The organism is Constrictibacter sp. MBR-5 (assembly GCF_040549485.1).
Taxonomy (GTDB): Bacteria; Pseudomonadota; Alphaproteobacteria; order JAJUGE01; family JAJUGE01; genus Constrictibacter.
In genome coordinates, this window is record NZ_JBEPTK010000004.1 from 88,064 (window position 1) to 111,321 (window position 23,258).

The following is a 23,258-nucleotide window of genomic DNA, read 5'->3' on the forward strand; positions in this document are numbered from 1 at the left end:
CTCCGCTCATGTCGTGGCCTTCTCCCTGCGGTTTCGACGGAGGTCCGATCGTCCGGCTGCCCATCGTCTACCGAGAGTATGACGACTCCGCCGGATGGCATGGTTGGAGAAACGCGCTCCGCGGCGCTCCCGCCGGAAGCAAACCCACGCCCCGGGCGTTCATTCGGGGTTCAGTCACGCTTCGACAGAATGGGGACGATCGGGTGCGATGCCACCAGTGGCCATCACCCAGGACAATGGAGCGGTCGATGATCAGGCGTGGGCTCGCGGCAATTCTCGTGGCGGCATCCCTCACCGCGGGGATGGTACCGGCGGCACAGGCTCGGGACGGCTATCGCGGCGGCCACGACTATCGCGGTTCACACCATGACCGCGGCTGGCACGACGGGCGCCGCGACGGCCGGCACGGATATCGCGGGTATGACCGCGACCGGCGCGGGTCGAAGCATCGGCACAACGGGAAGTCGCGCGACTACAGCGACGAGATCCTGATCGGCGCGGGCATCGTCGGCCTGGCCATCGTCGCCGGCAGCATGATCGCCTCCAGCCCGCGCGAGCCGGACATCCAGTGGTCGGATGCACCGCGGCGGGCCTCGAACTGCGAGACCGACGAGGTCTACCGCTATCTGCCGGACGGCAGCATCCAGTACGGCGACCGGACGCGCTGCTACTGATTCCGCCGCTCGTCAGGTGCCGTAGCTCTGCACGAGGCTTCCGGCCACCAGGTACCAGCCGTCGACGAGCACGAAGAAGATCAGCTTGAACGGCAGCGAGATCATGACCGGCGGCAGCATCATCATGCCCATCGACATGAGGATGCTGGCCACCACCATGTCGATGACGAGGAACGGCACGAACAAAAGAAAGCCGATCTCGAATGCACGGCGAAGCTCGCTGATCATGAAGGCGGGCACGAGCACCTGAAGCGGAGTCTCGGCCGGTGCGGCGATCGGCTCGGTCCTGGACAGATTGACGAACAGCTCCAGGTCCTTCTCCCGGACATGGCGAAGCATGAAGTCGCGGAACGGCCCGACCGTCCGCGTGAAGGCCTGTTCCTCGTCGATCTGCTCGGCGATCAGGGGGGCGACGCCCTCTTCGTAGGCACGCTCCATCGTCGGTGCCATGACGAAGGCCGTCAGGAACAGGGCCAGACTGATCATCACCATGTTAGGCGGCGCCTGCTGCGTGCCGATGGCGGTTCGCAGGAAGGACAGCACGACGACAATGCGGGTGAACGACGTCACCATCACCAGGATCGACGGCGCGACGCTGAGGACCGTCAGCAGCGCGACGAGCTGAATGATGCGCGCGGTCGTCGACCCCTCGCCGTCGCCGCCCAGGTCGATGCTGACGTTCTGCGCCAGCACCGGACCGGACAGCAGGACGACAGCCAGCAATCCGGTAGCGGCGACGCGAGAAGCCTTGCGCAGGTTCATCGGTACGGGATTCCAGGCGATTGTTCTGTTTCCGTCGGCGGCGGAGCAGGAATGCCCGTCTCCACGACGATGTCGTCCGTAGCACCCGTGAGGATGAGATGTTCGACGCCGTCGCGGCGGATGAGCACGAGCCGGCGACGCGCGTCGATCGGCAGTACTTCCACGATGCCCAGCCGGCGGATGCGGCCGCCCGGCCTCGTGCCAGCGACACCGCCGAAGCCATAGCGGCGGGCGAGCCATGCCAGGACGCCGATCAGTGCCAGAACCGCGACGAGCGCCAGCAGAAATCGCAGATAGGTCGTCAGGTCCATCGTGCCGCTAGCGCTTCGGCGGCCGGTTGTAGGCCGTTACGGCCCGATGCATCGTGGTGGTTCCCTTGAGCCGCGCCTGGAGTGCCTCGTGGGCGGCCGTCATCTCCGCCTCGACCGCATCGAGATCGGCGAGAAGGCTTAGGAGCCGCGGCTTCGCGCGCCGCGCCTGATCGGGATCGAGCTGTTCGGAGAGCGGGTGGATCTCGTCGACGATGCCGGCGAGACGATCGGTGTCGACCGGCGCGCCGGCGTGCAGCGCCTCGCGGATCCTTCCGATCTCCGCCGCCAGCCTGTCGCCCAGACGGTCGAGCTGCTCGGCTGCATTCATCACTGCGGCTCCGTCGTTGTGGGCGCACCGTTCAGCGCATACAGACGCGCCAGGATCTCCGCGACCGCGGCCAGGGCATCGACGGGCATGTCCGCATCGATCTCCAGCGCCGCCAGCGTTTCGGCGAGATCCGCGTCCTCGCGCACCTTGATCCCCGCATCGAAGGCGAGGCGCAGGATATCCTCGGCGAGTGCGCCGCGCCCGGAGGCGACGACACGCGCCCCGGCAACACCGTCGCCGCGAAGGGCGACGGCGACCTGACGGCGCCTGCCCGTCTCCTTATCGTCTTCACCCACTGCGCCCGTTCCCTTCATGACGGAGGGAAGATGCGCGGGGCATGGTTAACGCGACGTTACGCGCTGCCGCGGTCCGATCACAGGGCGCAGTCCGGGTCGAACTTCGGTGTCCGCTTCTCCCGGTGCGAGGCCAGACCCTCCCGCGCTTCGCCGCTCGCGAAGCCGAGCATCTCGTAGGCCGTCGAAGCGTCGAAGCTCGGTCCCATCGTGCGCAGCCAGTTGTTCAGCGCGTACTTGGTCAGCCGGATCGCGGCGGGTGCACCGGTCGCCAGCCGCTGCGCGATCTCCAACGCCTTGTCCTGGAGGTCGGCTTCGTCGACGCACAGCGACACGAGACCGATGCGCTCGGCCTCCTCGCCGCTCATCGGCTCGCACAGCAGCAGGTGATACTTCGCCTTGGCCATGCCGCAGAGCAGCGGCCAGATAATCGCCGCCACATCTCCGGCGGCAACCCCGAGTCGCGTATGGCCGTCGATGATCCGTGCGTTGCGCGCCGCAATCGACACGTCCGAGAGGAGCGCGGCCACAAGACCGGCGCCGACCGCGGGACCGTGAATCGCGGAGACGATCGGCTTCGAGCAGTTGATGACGTTGTAGACGAGGTCGCGCGCCTCCTTCAGCGCCTGCCAGCGATACTTCGGATCCTCGATGATCTGCTCGATCATCTCGAAATCGCCGCCAGCGGAGAAGGCTCGCCCGAGGCCGCGCAGGATGACGGCGTTAACGGTCGGATCGCGGTCGACGTCCCGCCAAACGTCGCACAGTTCGCGATGGCCGTCGGCGTTCACCGCATTCAGCCGCTCCGGCCTGTTGAACGTGATGCGCAGCACGCGCTCGGCCGGACGGTCGAACTCGAGCTGGGTGTATGCGGCATAGCGGTCTGACACGGGGCGCCTCCGGACTTGTTCTGTGATCGGATCTTCATCGCCGACGATGATGAGCCCTGCCCGGGGCGTCAACGGCGTGCCGTCTCGCTGTCGGCCGCAGTGATTTCCACGAGGTCGCCTTGACGGCCGGCGGGCAACCCTCACACTGAGCCGCAACAACAATAATCGTCCCGGAGGAAGCGGTGCCCGCCTTTGCCCTCGACGAGGACCAATCCCGCGTCCAGGAGCTGGTGCGCCGCGTCGCCCGCGAGCGCGTCGCCCTCCGGGCGGACGAGATCGACCGGACGGCCGAATACCCGCAGGACATGTTCGACCTGCTGCGCGAACTTGGCCTGTTCACGCTGCCGTTCCCGCCCGAATTCGGCGGCAGCGGCAGTCTGCTGTCCTCCTGCGTCGCGATCGAGGAGTTTGGGCGCGTCTGCTACAACACGGCCTACCTGCTGCTCGTCCAGTGGACGCCGATCGGCGCGATCCTCGCGGGTGGCACCGACGAACAGAAGCGGCGCTACCTGCCCGGCCTCGCCGACGGCAGCCGGCGTGCCGCCTTCTCGCTGACCGAGCCGCAGAGCGGCTCCGACGTGGCGCGAATCCGCACCCGGGCGAGGCGCACGGACAGCGGCTATGTCATCAACGGCGGCAAGATCTGGTGCACAAACGCCGGACAGTCGGACTTCTTCCTGGTCGCGGCGAAGACGGGCGACGACGACACGCCGGGCGCCATCAACTTCTTCATCGTCGAAGCTGGAACGCCGGGCTTCGCCGTCGGCCGCAAGGAAGACAAGCTCGGCGCGCGCGGCGTCCCGTCCCACGCGATCTTCTTCGAGGACGTGTTCGTGCCGGAGGAGAACCGCCTCGGCGAGGAAGGCAAAGGCTTCAAGATCGTCATGGAGGCGCTCAACGCCTCGCGCCCGCTGATCGGCGCCCGCGGCGTCGGCCTCGCCCAGGGCGCCCTCGACAAGTCGATCGCCTTCGTGAAGGACCGCCAAGCCTTCGGCAACCGCGTGGCGGACTATCAGGGCATCCGCTGGATGCTGGCCGACATGGCGATCCAGACGGAGGCGGCCCGCGGCATCGTCTACCGTGCGGCGGCTGCGGTCGACGACGGCATCCGCGGCAGGGAACTCGCCAGCCTCGCCGCGGCGGCAAAGTGCTTTTCCAGCGACACCGCCATGAGGGTCGCCACCGACGCGGTGCAGCTCTTCGGTGCCGCCGGCATCTCCAACGAGTACCCGATCAACCGCTATTTCCGCGACGCCAAGGTCCTGCAGATTGTCGAAGGCACCAACCAGATCCAACGCAACATTATCGCGCGCAACCTGGTCGCGGACTGAACCAACCCATCGCGAGAGTGAGACAGCACATGGAAACGATCGGCCTCGGCTTTCACTTCGAGGACCTGCCCGTCGGGCGCACGTTCAAGACCATCGGGAGGACGGTAACGGACGCGGACATCACAAACTTCGTCAACGCGACCGGCATGGTCGAGGTGCTGTTCACCAACATCGAGTTCCTGCGCGAGGAATCCGACATCAAGGGCCGCGTCGCACCCGGCGCCCTCGCTTACTGCTTCGCCGAGGGGCTGCTCGTCCAGGGCACCATGCAGCATACCGGCTTCGCCTTCCTCGGCATGGAGTTGAAGATCGAGAACCCGGTCTTCTCCGGCGATACGATCCATGTGGAGTGCGAGGTGGTCGAGGCGCGCCTAAGCAGGAGCCGGCCTGGGCGCGGTCTCGTTCGGACCTTCAACAAGGTGGTGAAGCAGGACGGCGCGGTCGCCCTCACCTATAACCCGCTGCGCATGATCAAGTGCCGCAGCGAAGGCGGTCATTGACGAGCACGATGCCCTCTGAACTCGATTGTCCGGAAGCGGAAGATCACGCGCTTACCGCCGGCATCGCGGCACGGTAGGCGCGACTACGGCTTGATCCGGCGGGGACCGCTCGTCTCGCCCCAGCGTCGCACCGCGCCGGTGTCGAGGCCGAACAGGTCGAGCACACGCCCGACCGAATGGTCGACCAGGTCGTCGACCCTCTCCGGGCGGCTATAGAAGGCGGGCAGTGGCGGCGCCACCACGGCGCCCATCTCCGCCAGCGACACCATCGTGCGGAGATGCCCGAGATGGAACGGCGTCTCCCGCACCATCAGGACGAGGCGCCGGCGTTCCTTGAGAACCACGTCGGCGGCACGGGTGAGGAGGTTCGACGTGACGCCCGTCGCGATCTCCGACATCGACCGTACCGAACACGGCGCCACCACCATGCCGAGCGTCTGGAACGACCCGCTGGAGATCGCGGCGCCGACATCCCGGGCCGGATAGCAGACGTCGGCGAGCGCCTTCACGTCGGCGATCTTCCAGTCGGTCTCGTAGGCGATGGTCATCTCCGCCGCCTTCGACATGACCAGATGGCTCTCGACGCCGAGCCCCTTCAACGCCTGCAGCATCCGAATGCCATAGACGGCACCAGACGCGCCGCTGATCCCGACGATCAGGCGATGAAGGTCTGCGCCGGAAGCCACCCTCAGGCCTCCCTCGCGCGATCGCGCAGCGCGAACTTCTGGATCTTGCCCGTCGAGGTCTTCGGCAGCGCGCCGAAGATCACGGTTCGGGGCGCCTTGTAGTGCGCCATGTTGGCCCGGCAGAAGGCGACGATCTCCTCTACCGTCGCGGTCTTGCCCGGCTTCAGTTCGACGAATGCACAGGGCGTCTCCCCCCATTTCTCGTCAGGTTTCGCGACCACGGCCGCTTCCATGACCGCCGGGTGCCGGTACAGGACCTGCTCCACCTCGACCGAGGAGATGTTCTCGCCGCCGGAAATGATGATGTCCTTCGAGCGGTCTTTCAGGTCGATATAGCCGTCCGGGTGCATCACGCCGAGATCGCCGGTGTGGAACCAGCCGCCGGCGAAGGCCGCGTCGGTGGCGCTCGGATTTTTGAGATAGCCCTTCATGACGACGTTGCCGCGCATGAAGACCTCGCCCATCGTCTCGCCGTCGGCCGGCACCGGCTCCAGCGTCTTCGGGTCGGCCACCATCAGCCCGTCCAGCACCGGATAGCGCACGCCCTGCCGCGATTTCTTCGCCGCCTGCTCCTCGGGCGACAGGGCGTTCCACGCCTCGTTCCAATCGCAGACGACGGCGGGGCCATAGACCTCGGTGAGGCCGTAGACGTGGGTGACGCGGAAGCCGTCCTCCTCCATCCGCTGCAGCGTGGACGGCGGCGGCGGTGCGGCGGCCGTCATCACCTTGACGATGTGGTCGAACGGCCGGCGCTGCTCCGGCGCCGCGTTGATCAGCATGTTGAGGACGATCGGCGCACCGCAGAAGTGATCGACCTTGTGCTCGGCGATCGCGTCGAAGATCGCCTTCGCCTCGACGCGCCGCAGGCAGACATGCGTGCCCGCTCGTTCGGCGATGGTCCAGGGGAAGCACCAGCCGTTGCAGTGGAACATCGGCAGGGTCCACAGATAGACCGGGTTGTGCGGCACGTCCCAGGTGAGGACGTTGCCGAGGGCCGTCAGGTAGGCGCCGCGATGATGGTAGACGACGCCCTTCGGATTGCCGGTGGTGCCGGAGGTGTAGTTGAGCGCGATCGCCTGCCATTCGTCCCTGGGCGGCGTCCACGCGTAACTCCCGTCTCCCTCCGCCAGCAGCACCTCGTAGTCGAGCGTGCCGAGCCTCTCGCCATCGCCCCCATACTCCGGGTCGTCGATGTCGACGACCAGGATGGACCGCTGGAGCATGCCGAGCGCGCTGCGGACGGTGGGTGCGAACTCCCGATCGGTGACGAGGACCTTGGCCTCGCCATGCTCCAGGATGAACGCTACGGTTGCCGCATCGAGCCGCGTATTGAGGGCATTGAGGACGGCGCCGCACATCGGAACGCCGAAATGCGCCTCCATGAGTTCCGGTATGTTCGGCGCCATGAAAGCAACCGTATCGCCGGCTCCAATGCCCCGCCGCGCCAGCGCCGAGGCCAACCGTCGCGCTCGCACGTAGGTTTCGGACCAGGTGTAGCGCCGCGCGCCGTGGATTGCCGAAATCCGCTGCGGAAACACCGCCGCGGCGCGCTCCAGGAAACCGAGCGGTGTCAGCGCCGTATGGTTGGCGGCATTGCGATCGAGATGCTGCTCGTAGGGGCTGGCGTCGGATGCGGTCATGGGGTCCTCCGGTCGAGCAGACAATCTAGGAGCGCCTGCGCCTCGCGGCCACGGCTAGCGCGGCAACGGCCGGAGGCGCAATCATTAGCGCTGCCACCGCAAATCTACTGGCATTTCAAGAAAATCATGCAGCCTCATTAATGCCTTGATACAGTGCGCGTAACGACAAAAGGTCAGGGACGCTCATGGTTCACAGGGTGCTCAACTATACGTCGATGCTAGTCGCCTGGGTGAGCGGTGCGGCACTGCTCCTGATGATGCTCCACATCGCGGCGGATGTGACGCTACGCTACGTCTTCTCCGCGCCGCTGCACGGCACGGTCGAGATCGTGTCGACCTATTACATGGTCGCGGTCGTCTTCCTCCCGCTGGCGCTGATCGAACTCCGGAACGGCCACATCGTCGTCGAACTGGTATCCCAGCACTTCCCCGCGCGCGTGCAGGAGTGGCAGATCGGCCTCGTCGCCCTGGTCTCCGCCGCGTATTTCGGCGCATTCGCGTGGCGGACCTGGAACGACGCCCTGCAGAAGATGGCAGTCGGCGAAGTCAGTCTGGGCAACGTCCCGGTCACGGTGTGGCCGACGCGCTTCTACCTGCCGATCGGCTGTGCGCTGATCATGCTGGTTCTCATCCACAAGGCGATCCGCCTGTTCATCGGGGACAACTCCGTCATCGCACGCGAGTCGATCGATCTGCATGAGTGAGCGACGCGCGCTCCCTTGCATCCGCCAGCCCACCTCCCCGCCGCCGAAAAGCGATACTCGCCATGGATGACCTAACGCTGAGCGGCGGTGCTCTCGTCCTGCTGATCGTGCTGCTGCTGCTGCGCGTACCCGTGGGCGTGGCATTGGGTGGCATCTCGTTCGCAGGGATCTGGCTGATGCTCGGCCCGCGTTCGGCGTGGGGCATCCTGACCGCCGTACCCTATGACTTCGTCGCGCATTGGACGTTGAGTTCGGTGCCGATGTTCCTGCTCATGGGATACATCTGCTACCACTCGCAGCTGACGGACGGCCTGTTCCGCGTCGCACGCGCCTGGCTGTCGTGGATGCCCGGCGGCCTGGCGGTCGCCTCGGTCGGGGCCGCGGCAGGCTTCTCCGCCGTCACCGGCTCGTCCGTCGCCTGTGCGGCCGCGATGGGGCGCATCGCGATCCCCGAGATGCTGCGGCGCGGCTACGACAAGGGCCTGTCGGCCGGCACGGTCGCCGCCGCCGGGACGATCGGCTCGATGATCCCGCCCAGCATTCTGCTGCTGCTCTACGGCATCTTCGCCGAGGTGCCGATCAGCAAGCTCTTCATCGCCGGCATCGGCCCGGGACTGCTCACGGCGGTCATGTACAGCATCATGATCATGGGCCGCGTGAGGCTCAATCCCGCCCTGGCGCCGCGCGACGCGGAAGCGGTGACGTGGGCCGATCGCTTCAACTCCTTCCGGGGAACCTGGCCGGTCATCGCACTGATCATCGGGGTGTTTGGCGGTCTGTTCGGCGGCGTTTTCACGCCGACCGAGGCCGGCGGCATCGGCGCCTTCCTCGCCTTCATCATCGGCTTCGCCCAGCGCACGCTGACGATCGAGAAGATCAAGCTGGCGGTCATGGAAACGCTGGTCAGCACGTCCTCGATATTCGTGATCGCCGTCGGCGCGGTGCTGTTCACGCGGTTCCTCGCCCTGTCCGGCATGACGGACTTCATCTCCGAGATCGTCGTCGAGGGTCAGGTCAGTTCGACGATGCTGGTGATCGGGACGATGGCGAGCATGCTGTTCCTTGGCTGCTTCCTCGATCCGATCGGCATCATGCTGCTGACCCTGCCGATCTTTCTGCCCGCCATCGAGCATCTGGGCATCGACCTGATCTGGTACGGCATCCTGATGACGAAGCTGCTGGAGATCGCGCTGATCACGCCGCCGGTCGGGCTGAACGTGTTCGTGATCAAGGGCATCGTCGGCGACCTCATGTCGACCGAGGCCATCTTCAAGGGGATTCTCTGGTTCATCGTGGCGGACCTCATCACCGTCGCGCTGATGATCGGGTTCCCCGAAATCTCGCTCTACCTGCCGAGCCTCATCGACTGAGGCCGGCATCCGGCGGCGGGCGAAGGCGCGTCGCCCAACAAGAAACGGCAATCATCGATTTGGAGGAGACGTGAAATGAAGAAGCTATTGCTCGGCACGGCGCTGGCCCTCGCACTCGGCATCGCGGGCACGGCATCCGCCGAAACCCTCAAGGCAGCCCACTATCTGAGCACGAAGCACCCGGTGGGTGTCGGCTACCAGACCTTCGCCGACGAACTGAAGAAGAACACGAACGGCGATATCACCCTGCGCATCTTCCCGGGCGAGGCGCTGCTCGGCGCCAAGGCGATCTCGGACGGCGTGCGCGACGGCGTGGCCGACATCGGGTTCGACACCCTGACCTACACGCCGTCCTACTATCCGCACGGCGTGCTCCTGAACGACCTCGCCATGGTCGGCGAGAACGACATGGCGGCAGCCTTCGCCATCACCGAGCTGTTCACCCAGCACTGCAAGGCGTGCCTCGACGAGTTCGCCAAGCAGAACCAAGTCTTCACCTCCGGGATGAGTACCGCGCCATACGTGCTCGTGAACAAGGTCGACATGAACTCCCCGGAGAAGATCAAGGGGATGAAGCTGCGGGCCGGCGGCTCGCTCTGGGACCGTTTCGCCAGCTCCGTCGGCGCCACCGGCGTGAACATCCCGACCTCGGAGATGTACGAGGCGCTGTCGCGCGGCATTCTCGACGGGGCGATGTACGCCGTCGGCGGTCTCAAGACGCATGGCCTCGGCGATGTCGCAACCCAGGTCATCACCCTCAACCTTGGCTCGTTCCGCGCCGGCAACCTGTTTTCGTTCAACCGCGAGGTGTGGAAGGACCTGACGCCCGAGCAGCGGACCGCCGTCTTCAAGGCCCTCTCCGTCGCCGTCGTCCGTACCGTGATCGAATACGGCAAGGGCGATCAGGAGGCCCTGGAGGTCGCCAAGGCGAAGAACATTCCCGTCGTCGCGCCCGACCCCGCTCTCCAGAAACTGCGGGACGAGTTCGTCGAGAAGGACCTGCCCGGCATCATCGAGAACGCCAAGACCCGCCTCGGCATTGCCGACGCCGGCGACTTCGTCGCGAAGTATCGCGAGATCTACGCAAAGTACGAGAAGATGCTCGCGCCGATGCAGGGCGACCAGGCGAAGCTCAGCGAAGCCCTCTACAGCGAGGTCTACGCGAAGCTCGATCCGAAGACCTTCGGCGTCAACTGACGCCCCTAAAGGCGTCGGGCGACACCCGGCGCCTGTGACCCGGCCGGCGCGGATCACCAGATCCGTCGCCGGCCGTTTCGTCCTTGGTTTGCCGCGGAAGTCGACTAAGGTCCCGCCCGCACGCTCGGAGCGGGACATGGCCGCAGTCATCGAAGCGAAAGATCTGGCGAAACGCTACGGCGAGGTCGAGGCGGTCCGTGGCGTGAGCTTCGCCATCCCATGCGGCGCCTGCATCGGTCTGCTCGGTCCCAACGGAGCCGGAAAGACCACGACGATGCGGATGCTGATGGGCCTGACCCGCCCGACTGGTGGCAGCCTCTCGGTATTCGGGGCCCGTCCCGAGTCGCTCGGCCGCGCCTATCGCGCCCGCATCGGGCTCGTCCCACAGGAGGACAATCTCGACCCGGATCTCACGGTGCGTCAGAATCTCGAGGTCTACGGCCGATATTTCGGCATCGGGTCGGCGGTTCTGGCGACCCGCGTGCCGGAACTCCTCGATTTCATGCAGCTGAGCGAGCGCGGCCACGCCAAGGTGATTCAGCTGTCCGGGGGCATGAAACGCCGTCTCGTCATCGCGCGGGCGTTGATCGCCGATCCGGAACTGGTCGTGCTCGACGAACCCACGACAGGCCTGGATCCCCAGGCGCGCGTCCTGATCTGGCGCCGCCTGCTCGACCTGAAGAAGCTGGGCAAGACCCTGCTGCTCACCACCCACTACATGGACGAGGCCCAGCGTCTCTGCGACCGCATCGTCATCATCGACGCCGGGCGCGTGCTCGACGAGGATACGCCGGCGGGCCTTATCGGCCGCCATGTCCGCGGCCACGTGTTCGAGTTGCCGAAGCCGCTTCCGGACGGCTTTCCACCGGAGGGGGTCGAGCACGAGGACATCGGCGACGCGGTCCTGTTCTACGTCGCCGACCCGGACGACATGCTCCACCGCCTGCCGTTGACGGCGACCTACCTGCGCCGCGAGGCGAACCTCGAAGACGTGTTCCTGCGCCTGACCGGGCGCCGCCTGCGCGAAGGTTGACCCGATGCGGCTGCTGAACCGCTTCACGCTCGCCGTCGGACGGCGCCAGTTCATGGTCTGGCGACGGCTCTGGATATCCTCCGTCGTCACCAACGTGCTCGAGCCGCTGATCTTCCTCTTCGCCTTCGGCTATGGGCTAGGCGCGGTGATCGATCAGATCGACGACATGGACTATCTGGTCTTCGTCGTTCCCGGAATGATGTGTTACGGCGCGATGTTCGCGGCCAGCTTCGAGACTTCGATCCACGCCTATGCGCGCTTCCAGATGCAGCGCACCTGGGACGCGATCCTGGCGACGCCGGTGTCGCTCGGCGAACTGCTGGCGGGCGAGGCGATCTGGGCTGCCCTCAAGGGGATCCTGTCGGCGACCTGCGTCCTGGTGATCGGGACGTTGTGGGGCGGCGTGCCGGACCTGGGCACCGCGCTGCTGACCTACCCCATCCTGTTTCTCGGCGGCCTGTGCTTCGCCTGCTGCGGCCTCGCCGCGACGGGCCACGCCAAGTCGTGGGAGTTCTTCAGCTACTACTTCACCTTCTGGGTCACGCCGATGTTCGTGTTCTCAGGCACTTTCTTCGAAGTGGACCGCTTCCCCTGGTTCGTGCAAGCCGGCGCATGGCTGCTCCCGGCGACGCACCTGATCGCGGTGGTCCGGCCGCTGACGGCGTCCCAGCCCCTCGATCCGGTCGCGGCGGCGGGCCATCTCGCCTATCTGGCGGCGATGTCCGCGGCCGCGTTCGCCCTGGCGCACTACAGGATCGGCAAACGGATGTTCGACTGACGCGACCGGTCATGCCGCAGGGCGGGCGGCGACGCGCCGGTTGATCTCCGCTGCCAGAGCGTCCGTCACCGGCATCATCGGCAGGCGCACCTCCGGCGAGCGGATCAGGCCCTGGCGCCACAGCCAGTGCTTGATCGGCGACGGCGACGGCTCGGAAAAAAGAAGCCGCACCGTATCGATCAGGCAGTTCCATTGACGCAGGGCGAGCGCACGATCGCCGCTCATCAAGGACCGGCGCACCGCGATGAAGGCCGCTGTATCCACATGCGCGGCTGCCAGGATCCCGCCGGACGCACCTTGCGCGACCGCCAGATGGAACTGCACATCTTCCCCCGTCATGACCGCGAAGTCCTTCGGCCGACGCCTGAGCAGTTCGGACGACTGGGCGACTTCGGCGCAGCAGTCCTTCACGCCGACGATGTTCGCGCGCTCGGCCAACCGCAGCAGTGTCGCGTTCGCGAGATTGACGCCCGTCCGATACGGGATGTTGTAGAGGACGAGCGGCCTCTCGGTCGCATCGGCCAGGGCGCTGAAATGCCGGTACAGGCCTTCCTGCGACGGCCGCGTGTAGTAGGGACAGGCCACGAGATAGCCGTCGACCGGGAGCGAGGCGAGCCTCCCGAGCGTGCCGATCATCTTATCGGTGTGACTGCCGGAAAGTCCCAGGTAGACCGGCACCCTTCCGGCCGCCGCCGTCGCGGCCGAGGCCGCGAGCGCCGCGACCTCGTCGTCGTCGAGCGTCAGCCCCTCGCCCGTGGTCGCGGCCATGATGAGGCCGTCGACGCCGGCTTCGACGTAGTGACGCACGAGGCGGAAGACCGACTCGTGGTCGACGGCGCCCTCGGCGAACGGTGTGATGAGCGGCACCCAGACCCCGGAGAGGGCGGGGCCGCCGGATATGCTTTCTCTTGCGGTAGTCTCTGCTGTCGACTCGGTGAACATGGTCCATCTCCTGCGTTCGCAGCCGGAGGACGGACATAAAAAAGGCTCCGTCCATGTCCGGCGGAGCCCTTCGGGAACTGTATGCGTGCTGAACGTCAGCGCATGCGTGAACCCTCGGGTCCCCAGGACCAGAGCTTTTTCGCCGGGACGGCGACTTGGGTTCGGCGAATATGACGCATAGCCAATGAGTACCGCCACGATCGAAGGCAGGTCAAGCACAACATTCGCGCCGCATCGCGTGGCAACACCGCTGCGTTCGCCTATGCTGACATCGACATCACGCATGCGAGTCGCTCCTTTCGGTATGATCCCGATCCACGACGACAACCCGACGGCGACAAGGCCCGTGGTCACGATCGGACTGATCGCGGTCAACGCCCTGGTATTCCTGTGGCAATTGACGCTCACGCCCAGCCAGCAGGAAATGGCGATCTACGCCTTCGGCATGATTCCGGCCGTCCTGCTGCAGGGCGTGACCTTGCCGCCGGAGATCGCGGGGACGCCGCCCGTGCTGACGGTGGTGACGTCGATGTTCATGCACGGCGGGTGGATGCACCTGCTTGGAAACATGCTCTATCTCTGGATTTTCGGTAACAATGTCGAGGATGCATGCGGCCATGGCCGCTTCCTCGTCTTCTATCTCGCATGCGGCGTTGCCGCCGCACTCGCTCAGGCTTTTCAGGATCCGTCATCGACACTGCCGATGGTCGGGGCGAGCGGTGCCATCGGCGGCGTACTGGGGGCCTATCTTTTGCTGCACCCGCATGCGCGCGTCCTGGTCCTGATTCCGATTTTCTTCTACATGCACGTCGCGCGGATCCCGGCCCTTCTCGTTCTCGGCCTCTGGTTCGTCATCCAGTTCGTATCCTACGCGGCCACACCTGCGGGCGAAGGGGGCGTCGCCTATTGGGCGCATATCGGCGGGTTCATCGCCGGCGCAGTCCTGATCCTGTTCATACGCCGCCGCGGGATACCGCTCTTCGAGGGCCGTTCACGGCCCATGCCACCGCCGCGGCGGCGTGGACCCTGGGGCTGAACGCGCAATGAAAGCGCGCGGACAGGACAATGGCGACGGACTGCGTCAGGCACTGGCGATCGGCGCCGGCGTCGCGCTGCCGCTGCTCGCGTTCGCCGTCATCATGGTCGCGCTCTTCGACCGCGAGCAGGGACGTACCGCCGAGCGCCTCCTGTCGCAGCACACGTTTGCGGCGCTGCAGTCGGTCGATCGCTACATGGCCGCGGACCTCAAGGCCATGCACGCCCTCGCTCATGCCACGCCGACCGATCAGCCAGAGGCGTTCTTCATCGAACTCCGGCGGGTGATCACCGCCGACCCGCACTGGCTATCGGTCAGGCTTCGCAGCCTGCCGGACCAGCAGACACTGGCCGTCGCCAGCAGGTCGTCACCGCTGCAGATGCCGTCGGTGCCCCCACTTTCCGAGGATGCGGTCCAAACGGCGGTCGAGCGTGGCGTCTGGATCGGCAACATGGAAACGATAGAGGGCCAGAACGGACCGCTGCGCTATGTCCGGCTCGCCGTCCCGGTGGTCAGGAACGGTAATGCCATCGCGATCCTGACGGCCTTCATCAAGCCGACGATCTATAGTCAGGCGCTGGTCGAATCGGGGATCCCTCAGGACTGGACCGCAGCGGCCCTCGATCGCAACCTGACGATCGTCGGGCGCTCGCGCGCCCCCGAAGAGTTCGTCGGTGCCAGCGCCACCGAATCGCTGCGAACCGAGATCGAATCGGGCACCGAGCGGTTCTTCTTCTCGCACAATCAAGAGGGCGCACGCGTCTATACCGCACTGTTCCGGTCACCGCTCACGGGATGGATCATGGCCGTGGGCGTCCCGGAGGCGATCGTTCGGGCGCCCGTGATCCGCACGATGGTCGCAGTCGGCATCGGCGGTATCGGCGCCCTCGCGCTCGCCGTACTGATCGGAACGGTCCTCGCTCGAACCTTCGCCTCCCGAAACCGCGCAGAACGCCGGCTCCTCGCGCTCGCCGGCGAGAAGGAAACCGAGCAGCGCGTAACCGACATCGCCGCGAACCTGCCGGGTGCGATCATCCGGCGCGTGCTGCATCCGGACGGCACCATCACCTATCCCTACGTCAGCGAGCGGATCGCCGACGTGATGGGCATGGCGGTCGACGAGGCACGCAGCGCCGGATCCCTGGTCGATTGGGCCCCGTACGTCCATCCCGACGACCGCGCCTTCTGGCAGAAGCAAGTCATGACGTCGGCCAGGACGATGCGGCCTTACCGCTTCGACGCGCGCGCACTCGGCAGCGACGGAAGCATCCGCTGGGTTCGGTCGATCGGCCACCCGCGCCGCCGAAAGGACGGCGCGATCGTCTGGGACGGGGTCATCCTCGACGTGACTGAGACGAAGAAAGCGGAGCAGCGTCAGGACCTGCTGGTGCAGGAACTGAGTCACCGGGTCAAGAACACCCTGGCTGTGGTGACGTCAATCGCCCGCCGCACCATGATGCAGACGGCCTCGAAGGAAGAATTCGCTGTGGCGTTCGACGGGCGTTTGCAGGCGCTCGCGCGCGCCCACACGCTGCTCACCCGAACGCGATGGGAGGGATCGGGGCTGCGCGAGGTCGTCGAGGAGGCGCTTGCGCCGTTCCGGCGCGGCCAGGGAGCGACCTTCAGCATTGAGGGACCGGAATACTCGGTGGCCCCACGCACTGCCATCACGCTGACCCTCGTCCTTCACGAACTCGCCACCAATGCCGCGAAGTACGGCGCCCTGTCCGTACCCGACGGCAGAGTCTCCATCAGCTGGACCATCGTCGAGGATGGAGCGCAGCTCGAGCTGTCCTGGGTCGAGCGAGGCGGGCCGCCACCACAACCCTCGACCGTGCCGGGCTTCGGCACGACGCTGATCACACGCAGCGTCGGCCACGAACTGGGCGGCGATGCCAGCCTGACCTTTCCACCGGCAGGCGCCGAATGCCGGCTGCGCATCCCGCTGGGTTTCATCGACGCTTCGGACGTGAAGGACGCGCCGCAGTGACGCAGTGGCGCTTCAGCCCCTCCGACATCCTCGTATGCGGAATCGCGACCTGCTCTAATGACAGTGCGGTGCGGGACGGCGGCTGTCCCGACACGGCATCGTCCGGAGCCCCCGCGTGAGCGTGCACGTCTGTCTGTTCGCGATTTTCGTCCTGCTGTCCGGATGTCCGGCCGGCATCTGGGCGGCGCGGCGTCCGGGGGGATCCGCGCTGATCTACAGCGTGTGTGCAGCCGTTGCCGCTGTGATGGCGGGGACCGCCCTGGGCGTCCTCGTCCGACCCGGCGAGACAGCCGGCGCCGTTCTTCCGATGGGCGTTCCCTGGCTTCAGGCGCATTTTGAGATCGACGCGCTGAGTGCCTTCTTTCTCCTGGTGATCAACCTCGGTGCCCTCGCCGCCAGCATCTACGGCATGGGAACGGGCCGCTCCGAGCCAGAGGCCGGGCGGATCCTGCCCTTCTATCCCCTGTTCCTCGCCGGCATGAACCTCGTGCTGCTCGCCGCCGATGCGTTCACGTTCCTGCTGTCGTGGGAATCGATGTCGCTCGCGTCGTGGGCGCTGGTGATGGCACACCATCGGCAGAGCGAAACCCAACGCGCCGGATTCGTCTACATCGTGATGGCAGCCTTCGGAACCCTGGCGCTCCTGCTGGCTTTCGGCCTGCTGGCTGGGGCCGGCGGCAACTACGCGTTCTCGCAACTGCGCCAAGCCGGGCCCGACGCAGGCCTCGGCGTGGTCGTCCTGCTGCTCGTCCTGATCGGCGCCGGATCGAAGGGGGGCCTGGCACCGCTGCACGTCTGGCTGCCGCTGGCGCATCCCGCAGCCCCCTCGCACGTGTCCGCGCTGATGAGCGGCGTCATGACCAAGGTTGCCATCTACGCGCTGCTGCGGATCCTGCTCGACCTGCTCGGCGGCGTGCAGTGGTGGTGGGGCGCGCTGCTGATGACGCTCGGCGCCCTGACCGCGGTGCTCGGCGTCCTGTACGCGCTGATGGAATCGGATCTGAAACGCCTGCTCGCCTACAGCACCGTAGAGAATGTCGGCTTCATCTTCATCGGCATCGGCCTGGGGATGGCCTTCCAGGCGAACGGCATGAACGCCGCGGCGGCGCTCGCCTACAGCGCAGCGCTGTTCCATGTCCTGAACCACTCCTGGATCAAAAGCTTGCTCTTTCTCGGCGCCGGCGCCGTTCTGCACGCGACGCACGAGCGCCGTCTCGACGCACTCGGCGGGCTGATCCGCAGGATGCCCTACACCGCCTTCTGCTTTCTTGTCGGGTCGGCGGCGATCGCCTCGCTTCCGCCGCTCAACGCCTTTGCGTCGGAGTGGCTCACCCTGCAGGCGATCCTGCTCAGTCCCGACCTGCCCCAATGGCTGCTGCGCTTTCTGGTGCCCGCGGTCGGCGCCCTGATGGTGCTGGCGGCAGCCCTGGCCGGGGCGGTCTTCGTGAAGGCCTTCGGCATCGCCTTCCTCGGTAGGCCGAGGTCCGCGGAGGCGGAGGCGGCACAGGAGACCAACCGCCTCGCCGGCGCCGCCATGACGATGCTGGTCGTGCTCTGCGTTCTGGCCGGGATCTTCACCGGTCCCGTCCTGCACGTCATCCAGCCGGCGGTTGCGGCGATCGTCGAGCGGCCCGCCGTGCCCGGCTTCGGTATCGCGGACATCGCCTTCGTCGCACCGACCGGTGTCGGCGGCGGGTCCTACAGCGGCTTCTTCGTCTTCCTGTTCGTCGCGATGTCCGGATGGGGCGCCGCGCTTGCCATCCATCGCGGCGCGTCGCGTGCCACCCGCCGGTCGCCCGCGTGGGATTGCGGGTTTGCGCTGAACCATCCCGCCTTCCAGTACGGCGCAGGCAGCATGGCCCAGCCACTGCGCCGGATCTTCGGCACCGTGGTGTTCCGGGCGACGGAAACCGTGGAAATGCCGCCGCCGGGAAGCGTCGAACCGGCCCGCTACTGCACGACGCAGCGCGATCCCGCGTGGGACCTGATCTTCACCCCGGTGGCGGGGGTCGTGGCGGCGATCGCGGACCGGATCGACGGCCTGCAGTTCCTATCGATCCGCCGCTATCTGGCCATGATGTTCGCCGGCCTCGTCGCACTGCTTATCCTCGTTGCGCTATGGCGGTGAGGCGATGAGCATGCTGGTCGGCCTGCTGCTGCAGGGCCTGCAGATGGCGCTGGTGCTCGCCCTGGCGCCCCTGCTGGTCGGCTGGGTTCGCAAGGTCAAGGCACGGTTGACCCGTCGGCGCGGCGCGTCGGTGCTGCAGCCGTATCGGGACATCTTCCGGCTCCTGCACAAGGAAGCGGTGCTGGCGGACAACGCCTCGTGGCTGTTCCGCGTCGCGCCCTACCTGGTGTTCGCGGCCATCTGGGTCGCGGCAGCCCTGGTCCCCACCTACGCCACCAGCCTCGCCTTCAGCGAGGCGGCCGACCTGATCGTCATCGTGGCACTGCTCGGCTCGGCACGATTCTTCCTGGCGCTAGCGGCGCTCGACGCCGGAACCAGCTTCGGCGGCATCGGCGCCTCGCGGGAAATGATGATCGCCGCCCTGGCCGAGCCGGCCATGATCATGCTGGTGTTCAGCCTGGCGCTCGTGGCCGGGACCACGTCGCTGTCGGCGGTCGCCGAACACATGCTGACCGGCGACGTCGGCCTGCGGGTCACACTCGGACTGGCCCTCATCGGCCTCGTGATCGTCGCGGTCGCCGAGAACGGCCGTATCCCGGTGGACAATCCCGCCACGCACCTGGAACTGACCATGGTGCACGAGGCGATGGTGCTGGAATATGCGGGCCGCCATCTCGCGATGATCGAGCTGGCGGCCGCCGTGAAGCTCGTCCTCTACGTGTCGCTGCTGGGCACGCTGTTCGCCCCGTGGGGTATCGCCCAGTTCGGGGCCGGCCCGCAGGCGCTGGCCATCGGCATCGGGGCGTGGGTCGGCAAGCTCGCGGTCGCAGGGCTTCTGCTGGGACTGTTCGAGACGTCGATCGCGAAGATGCGTGTCTTCCGGGTCGGCGAGTTCCTGGGCGCCGCCCTGCTCCTCGGGTTGCTCGGGACCCTGCTCCTCTTCGTGTCGCGGAACCTGTGATGCACAGTCTCGCCTTCGACATCGCCCACATGTTCGCCGGCGCGATGCTCGTGGCGAGCTTCGCCCTGCTCTACCAGCGCCGCATGTCCGGCATCGTGGACACCTATGTCGTCCACTCGCTGATCCTCACCGTCGCGGCAGGCTGGCAGGCATACATCCAGGATGCGCCGCACCTCTACGTGACCGCCGCCATCGCCCTGGTCTTCAAGACGCTGATCATCCCGATCGCGCTGCGACGGATCATGCGGCGGCTCGACATCCACCGCTCGGTCGAGACCGTACTCGGGATCGGGCCGACGATGCTGCTGGGCGTCGGTCTCGTCGCCCTGTCGATCCTGCTGATCTTCCCGGTCACCGAGTCGGCCGACGCCTTCGCCCGGGAAGACCTGGCGCTGGCCCTGTCAGTCATCCTGCTCGGCCTGCTGACGATGATCACCCGGCGGAACGCCATCACGCAGGTGATCGGCTTCCTGTCGCTCGAGAACGGGCTGATCCTGGCCGCCGTCGGGGTGCGTGGCATGCCCCTGGTCGTGGAGATCAGCGTCGCCTTCTCGGTGCTTGCCGCCTTCGTCGTGTTTGGCGTGTTCTTCTTCCGGATCCGTGAACGCTTCGACACCCTCGACGTCCAGGCCCTGGGCGAGTTCCGCGGCGAGCGGCGATGAACGCCATGTCCTACGGCGAGATCGCGCTCTGGCTGGTTCTCGGCACCCCCGCCGCCGCAGCAGCGATCCTGGCCATGCTGCCGGGCTATCGGACGACGGCGGCGCTGAACGTCGCCGCGTCGCTGACGACCCTCGTCGGCGGCCTGATCCTGCTCGGTTCGCGGCCGGAGCCGGGACCCTATCTGCGGGTCGACGATTTCAACATCTATCTCGTCGTCCTCAACACGTTCGTCGGCTTCACCACCAGCGTCTTCAGCGCGACCTATATCGGCCACGAACTGCGCACTGGCCGGCTGACCCCGGCCTATCTCCGCTTCTACCATGCGATGTATCAGACGATGATGCTCGCGATGAACCTGGCGCTGGTCGCGAACAATCTCGGCCTGCTGTGGGTGGCCGTCGAGGCGGCGACCATCGCCACCGTGCTGATGGTCGGCATCTACCGCACGCATGCCGCCATCGAGGCCGCCTGGAAGTATTTCATCCTCGGCAGCGTCGGCATCGCCTTCGCGCTATTCGGCACGATCCTCGTCTATTTCGCCGCGCAGCAGGCGATGGGCGAAGGCCTGCCTGCGATGGCGTGGGACACGCTGCTCGCGCGGGCATCGGACCTCGACCCGCGGCTGCTCGACCTCGCGTTCGTCTTCATCCTCGTCGGCTACGGCACCAAGGCGGGGCTCGTGCCCTTCCATGCGTGGCTGCCGGATGCACACGCGGAGGGGCCGACGCCGATCTCCGCGGTGCTCTCGGGCCTGCTGCTGAACGTCGCCATCTACGCGATCCTGCGGTTCAAGATGCTGCTCTCGGCCAACGGCGAGGCTCTGGCGCCCGGACCGATCATGATCGCGATGGGACTGTCGTCGCTGCTGTTCGCCGCCTTCATGCTGTACCGGCGCAATGATGCGAAGCGGCTGTTCGCCTACTCCTCGATCGAACATATGGGCATCGTCACCTTCGCCTTCGGCATGGGCGGCCCGCTCGCCAACTTCGCCGGCCTGCTGCACATGGCGATGCACAGCCTGGGCAAGTCCGCCGTGTTCTTCGCCGTCGGCCATGCGACGCAGGTGAAGGGCACCCAGCGCATCGACGGCATCACCGGCCTCGGCAGCACGCATCCGACCCTGGCCGTCGGCCTCGCCGTGGCGGTGCTGGCGATCGCCGGAATGCCGCCCTTCGGCATCTTCATGAGCGAGTTCCTGGTGGTATCGTCGACCTTCGCGCGCGAACCGCTTCTGGCCATTCCGCTCGTCGCGGGCGTGCTCGTGGCCTTCGGCGCGCTCGCGATGCGGCTGCACGGCATGATCTTTGGCGAGCCGTCGCCCGGCACCGCGGCGGTCGAGGCGTCCTACCTCCCGCTGTTCTCCCATCTCGCACTGGTGGCGGTCGCCGGCGTCTGGCTGCCGGGACCGCTGGTCGCGTGGTTCCAGGCCGTCGCAGCGATGCTGGGATAACGCCATGCCGCAGCCTCGCATCCCATCCGATCGTGATTGCCCGTCCGTGGGAGCATGCGCATGACCGGCGGGCACACGCTCCGCGGGACGATGGTGCCGCATCACCGGCCCTGGCCGCGGCAGGTCCTCGATCGCTACGACCAGCCCGCGCTGCCGGCCTTTCTGGCGGCATCCGACGCGGAGCTGTTCGACCTCTGGGCCGATGCGGGCGTCGTCCATGCGGCCCTGCGCGATCCCGCCTCGGGCGCCTTCGCGGTCGCCTCCGTACCCTGTCCCAAAGGACGGTTCGCCTCCATCGCCGCAGTCAGGCCGGGCGCCATCCGGCTGGAGCGCGCCATCCGCGACTTGTTCGGCTACGAGCCCGTCGGTTCTGCCGACGCCCGGCCCTGGCTCGACCACGGCCGCTGGCCGCAGGCCGCGCCGCTCGGCGGCGAGCCCGGTGGCGAGCGCATGGAACAGGCGTCCGAGACGCCGGACGGCCCACCGCCCTATCCCTTCCTGCCCGTCGAGGGCGACGGCCTGCACCAGATTCCCGTGGGCCCCGTTCACGCCGGCATCATCGAGCCCGGCCATTTTCGCTTTCACGCCAGCGGCGAGACCGTGGTCCGCCTGGAGGCGCGGCTGGGCTATGTCCATCGCGGGATCGAGGGCCTGCTCGCCGGCACCGATCTAGCCCGTGCCGCACGCCTGATCGGCCGCGTATCCGGCGACAGCACCGTCGCCTACGCCTATGCCTTCGCCCGCGCCGCCGAAGCGGCCACCGGAACCGAACCGCCGCCGCGCGCCGTCTGGCTGCGGGCGCTGATGGCCGAGATGGAGCGGCTGGCGAACCATCTCGGCGACATCGGCGCCATCTGCAACGACGCCGCCTTCGCCCTCATGCACGCCCACACCGGCATTCTGCGCGAGCGCATGCTGCAGGCCGCCGAGGCGGCGTTCGGCCACCGGCTGATGATGGACCGTATCGTCCCCGGCGGCACCGCCGGCGACCTCGACGCCGCCGGCATCCAGGCGATACGCGATGCGGCGGCCGAGATCGGCAAGCGTTTCCCGGGTCTGGTCCGCCTCTACGACCAGACCGCATCGCTCCAGGACCGCACCGTTTCGACCGGGATCGTGCGCCCCGACTATGTGGCGCTCTACGCCGCCGGAGGGTTCGTCGGTCGCGCTTCCGGCCGCTCTTTCGATGCGCGCCGGGATGCGCCCTATCCGCCCTACGACCGGCTGCGCTTCGACGTGCCGGTCCGCCGCGACGGTGACGTCAACGCCCGCGTCTGGATCCGCATCCGCGAGGTGGAGCAGTCACTGCAGCTGATCGAGCAGATCCTCGCCGGGCTGCCGCGCGGGCAGCACCGGACGGAACTCGGCCCCTCCTCCGGCGAAGGCGTCGGCCTCGTCGAGGGCTTCCGCGGCGACGTGATGGTCTGGCTGCGTATCGGTGCCGACCAGCGCGTCGAACGCTGCCGGCCGCGCGACCCGTCCTGGTTCCAGTGGCCGCTGCTCGAGACGGCGATCGAGGGCAATATCGTTGCCGACTTTCCCCTGTGCAATAAATCCTTCAACTGCTCCTATGCCGGCCATGACCTCTAGC

Annotated in this window: 23 protein-coding genes; 15 read left to right on the top strand and 8 right to left on the bottom strand. The window is 67.0% G+C overall.

All coding sequences use genetic code 11. The annotated features are described in order from the left end of the window. The first annotated feature begins 248 nt into the window (after nt 1-248). Nucleotides 249-674, top strand: a complete 426-nt coding sequence (locus ABIE65_RS10395) for a hypothetical protein (protein ID WP_354077529.1) — start codon at nt 249-251, stop codon at nt 672-674. Nucleotides 675-686: 12 nt separating this feature from the next. Here ABIE65_RS10395 and fliP read toward each other — a convergent pair whose 3' ends face one another. From fliP to ABIE65_RS10420, 5 genes are all read right to left on the bottom strand, one after another. Next, nucleotides 687-1,436, bottom strand: a complete 750-nt coding sequence (fliP, locus tag ABIE65_RS10400) for a flagellar type III secretion system pore protein FliP (protein ID WP_354077530.1) — start codon at nt 1,434-1,436, stop codon at nt 687-689. Beyond that, entirely contained in the window at nt 1,433-1,747 is a 315-nt protein-coding gene (locus tag ABIE65_RS10405) for a flagellar biosynthetic protein FliO (protein WP_354077531.1), read from the bottom strand. The genes fliP and ABIE65_RS10405 overlap by 4 nt, the downstream gene beginning before the upstream one ends. Nucleotides 1,748-1,754: 7 nt before the next feature. Beyond that, nucleotides 1,755-2,075 (bottom strand): hypothetical protein, encoded by a 321-nt coding sequence (locus tag ABIE65_RS10410; RefSeq protein WP_354077532.1) that lies wholly within the window; start codon nt 2,073-2,075, stop codon nt 1,755-1,757. Then, nucleotides 2,075-2,371, bottom strand: coding sequence for an EscU/YscU/HrcU family type III secretion system export apparatus switch protein (locus ABIE65_RS10415; RefSeq protein ID WP_354077533.1), 297 nt, complete (start codon nt 2,369-2,371; stop codon nt 2,075-2,077). Before ABIE65_RS10415 ends, ABIE65_RS10410 begins: the two co-directional genes overlap by 1 nt. A gap of 77 nt (nt 2,372-2,448) precedes the next feature. Further along, complete coding sequence (locus tag ABIE65_RS10420; protein WP_354077534.1) at nt 2,449-3,258, bottom strand: enoyl-CoA hydratase/isomerase family protein; 810 nt, start codon at nt 3,256-3,258, stop codon at nt 2,449-2,451. Between the two features lie 182 nt (nt 3,259-3,440). Between ABIE65_RS10420 and ABIE65_RS10425 the strand changes: the two genes are divergently transcribed. Both ABIE65_RS10425 and ABIE65_RS10430 read left to right on the top strand, forming a co-directional pair. Beyond that, nucleotides 3,441-4,589: an acyl-CoA dehydrogenase family protein gene (locus ABIE65_RS10425; protein WP_354077535.1), complete on the top strand. Its 1,149-nt coding sequence runs from the start codon at nt 3,441-3,443 to the stop codon at nt 4,587-4,589. 29 nt (nt 4,590-4,618) lie between these two features. Continuing rightward, nucleotides 4,619-5,089 (top strand): MaoC family dehydratase, encoded by a 471-nt coding sequence (locus ABIE65_RS10430; RefSeq protein WP_354077536.1) that lies wholly within the window; start codon nt 4,619-4,621, stop codon nt 5,087-5,089. Between the two features lie 83 nt (nt 5,090-5,172). On the opposite strand, the gene ABIE65_RS10435 is transcribed toward ABIE65_RS10430, so the two are convergent. Further along, on the bottom strand, nt 5,173-5,775 hold the full coding sequence (locus ABIE65_RS10435) for a UbiX family flavin prenyltransferase (RefSeq protein WP_354077537.1): 603 nt from the start codon (nt 5,773-5,775) through the stop codon (nt 5,173-5,175). Nucleotides 5,776-5,777: 2 nt separating this feature from the next. Continuing rightward, on the bottom strand, nt 5,778-7,415 hold the full coding sequence (locus ABIE65_RS10440; RefSeq protein WP_354077538.1) for an acyl-CoA synthetase: 1,638 nt from the start codon (nt 7,413-7,415) through the stop codon (nt 5,778-5,780). A 185-nt stretch (nt 7,416-7,600) separates the two neighbouring features. Here ABIE65_RS10440 and ABIE65_RS10445 point away from each other — a divergent pair, with 185 nt between their 5' ends. From ABIE65_RS10445 to ABIE65_RS10465, 5 genes are all read left to right on the top strand, one after another. Next, the gene (locus ABIE65_RS10445) at nt 7,601-8,119 is read left to right on the top strand and encodes a TRAP transporter small permease (protein WP_354077539.1); all 519 of its coding nucleotides are present in this window, start codon (nt 7,601-7,603) and stop codon (nt 8,117-8,119) included. Between the two features lie 62 nt (nt 8,120-8,181). After that, the gene (locus ABIE65_RS10450) at nt 8,182-9,489 is read left to right on the top strand and encodes a TRAP transporter large permease (protein ID WP_354077540.1); all 1,308 of its coding nucleotides are present in this window, start codon (nt 8,182-8,184) and stop codon (nt 9,487-9,489) included. Between the two features lie 75 nt (nt 9,490-9,564). After that, nucleotides 9,565-10,686: a C4-dicarboxylate TRAP transporter substrate-binding protein gene (locus ABIE65_RS10455; RefSeq protein WP_354077541.1), complete on the top strand. Its 1,122-nt coding sequence runs from the start codon at nt 9,565-9,567 to the stop codon at nt 10,684-10,686. 136 nt (nt 10,687-10,822) lie between these two features. Further along, on the top strand, nt 10,823-11,719 hold the full coding sequence (locus ABIE65_RS10460) for an ATP-binding cassette domain-containing protein (RefSeq protein ID WP_354077542.1): 897 nt from the start codon (nt 10,823-10,825) through the stop codon (nt 11,717-11,719). A 4-nt stretch (nt 11,720-11,723) separates the two neighbouring features. Further along, nucleotides 11,724-12,497, top strand: coding sequence for an ABC transporter permease (locus ABIE65_RS10465; RefSeq protein WP_354077543.1), 774 nt, complete (start codon nt 11,724-11,726; stop codon nt 12,495-12,497). Nucleotides 12,498-12,506: 9 nt separating this feature from the next. Here the strand turns inward: ABIE65_RS10465 and dapA are convergent, their stop codons facing one another. Then, nucleotides 12,507-13,724, bottom strand: a complete 1,218-nt coding sequence (gene dapA / locus ABIE65_RS10470; RefSeq protein ID WP_354077544.1) for a 4-hydroxy-tetrahydrodipicolinate synthase — start codon at nt 13,722-13,724, stop codon at nt 12,507-12,509. On the opposite strand from dapA, the gene ABIE65_RS10475 reads away from it, so the two are divergent. The 7 genes from ABIE65_RS10475 to ABIE65_RS10505 all read left to right on the top strand — a co-directional run bounded on the left by ABIE65_RS10475 (nt 13,723) and on the right by ABIE65_RS10505 (nt 23,257). Beyond that, on the top strand, nt 13,723-14,475 hold the full coding sequence (locus tag ABIE65_RS10475; protein ID WP_354077546.1) for a rhomboid family intramembrane serine protease: 753 nt from the start codon (nt 13,723-13,725) through the stop codon (nt 14,473-14,475). The two genes, dapA and ABIE65_RS10475, sit on opposite strands and share 2 nt — an antisense overlap. A gap of 7 nt (nt 14,476-14,482) precedes the next feature. Next, nucleotides 14,483-16,465 carry a sensor histidine kinase gene (locus tag ABIE65_RS10480; RefSeq protein WP_354077548.1) on the top strand — a complete coding sequence of 661 codons (1,983 nt, stop codon included), beginning with the start codon at nt 14,483-14,485 and terminating at the stop codon, nt 16,463-16,465. 115 nt (nt 16,466-16,580) lie between these two features. Beyond that, a complete protein-coding gene (hyfB, locus tag ABIE65_RS10485) occupies nt 16,581-18,593 on the top strand; it encodes a hydrogenase 4 subunit B (protein WP_354077549.1) in 2,013 nt (670 codons plus the stop codon). A gap of 4 nt (nt 18,594-18,597) precedes the next feature. Continuing rightward, complete coding sequence (locus ABIE65_RS10490; protein WP_354077550.1) at nt 18,598-19,554, top strand: respiratory chain complex I subunit 1 family protein; 957 nt, start codon at nt 18,598-18,600, stop codon at nt 19,552-19,554. After that, complete coding sequence (locus ABIE65_RS10495; RefSeq protein ID WP_354077551.1) at nt 19,554-20,216, top strand: hydrogenase-4 component E; 663 nt, start codon at nt 19,554-19,556, stop codon at nt 20,214-20,216. Before ABIE65_RS10490 ends, ABIE65_RS10495 begins: the two co-directional genes overlap by 1 nt. Then, nucleotides 20,213-21,667 (top strand): hydrogenase 4 subunit F, encoded by a 1,455-nt coding sequence (locus ABIE65_RS10500; RefSeq protein ID WP_502918521.1) that lies wholly within the window; start codon nt 20,213-20,215, stop codon nt 21,665-21,667. Before ABIE65_RS10495 ends, ABIE65_RS10500 begins: the two co-directional genes overlap by 4 nt. A 60-nt stretch (nt 21,668-21,727) precedes the next feature. Continuing rightward, complete coding sequence (locus ABIE65_RS10505; RefSeq protein ID WP_354077553.1) at nt 21,728-23,257, top strand: hydrogenase large subunit; 1,530 nt, start codon at nt 21,728-21,730, stop codon at nt 23,255-23,257. The last annotated feature ends 1 nt before the right edge of the window (nt 23,258 follow it).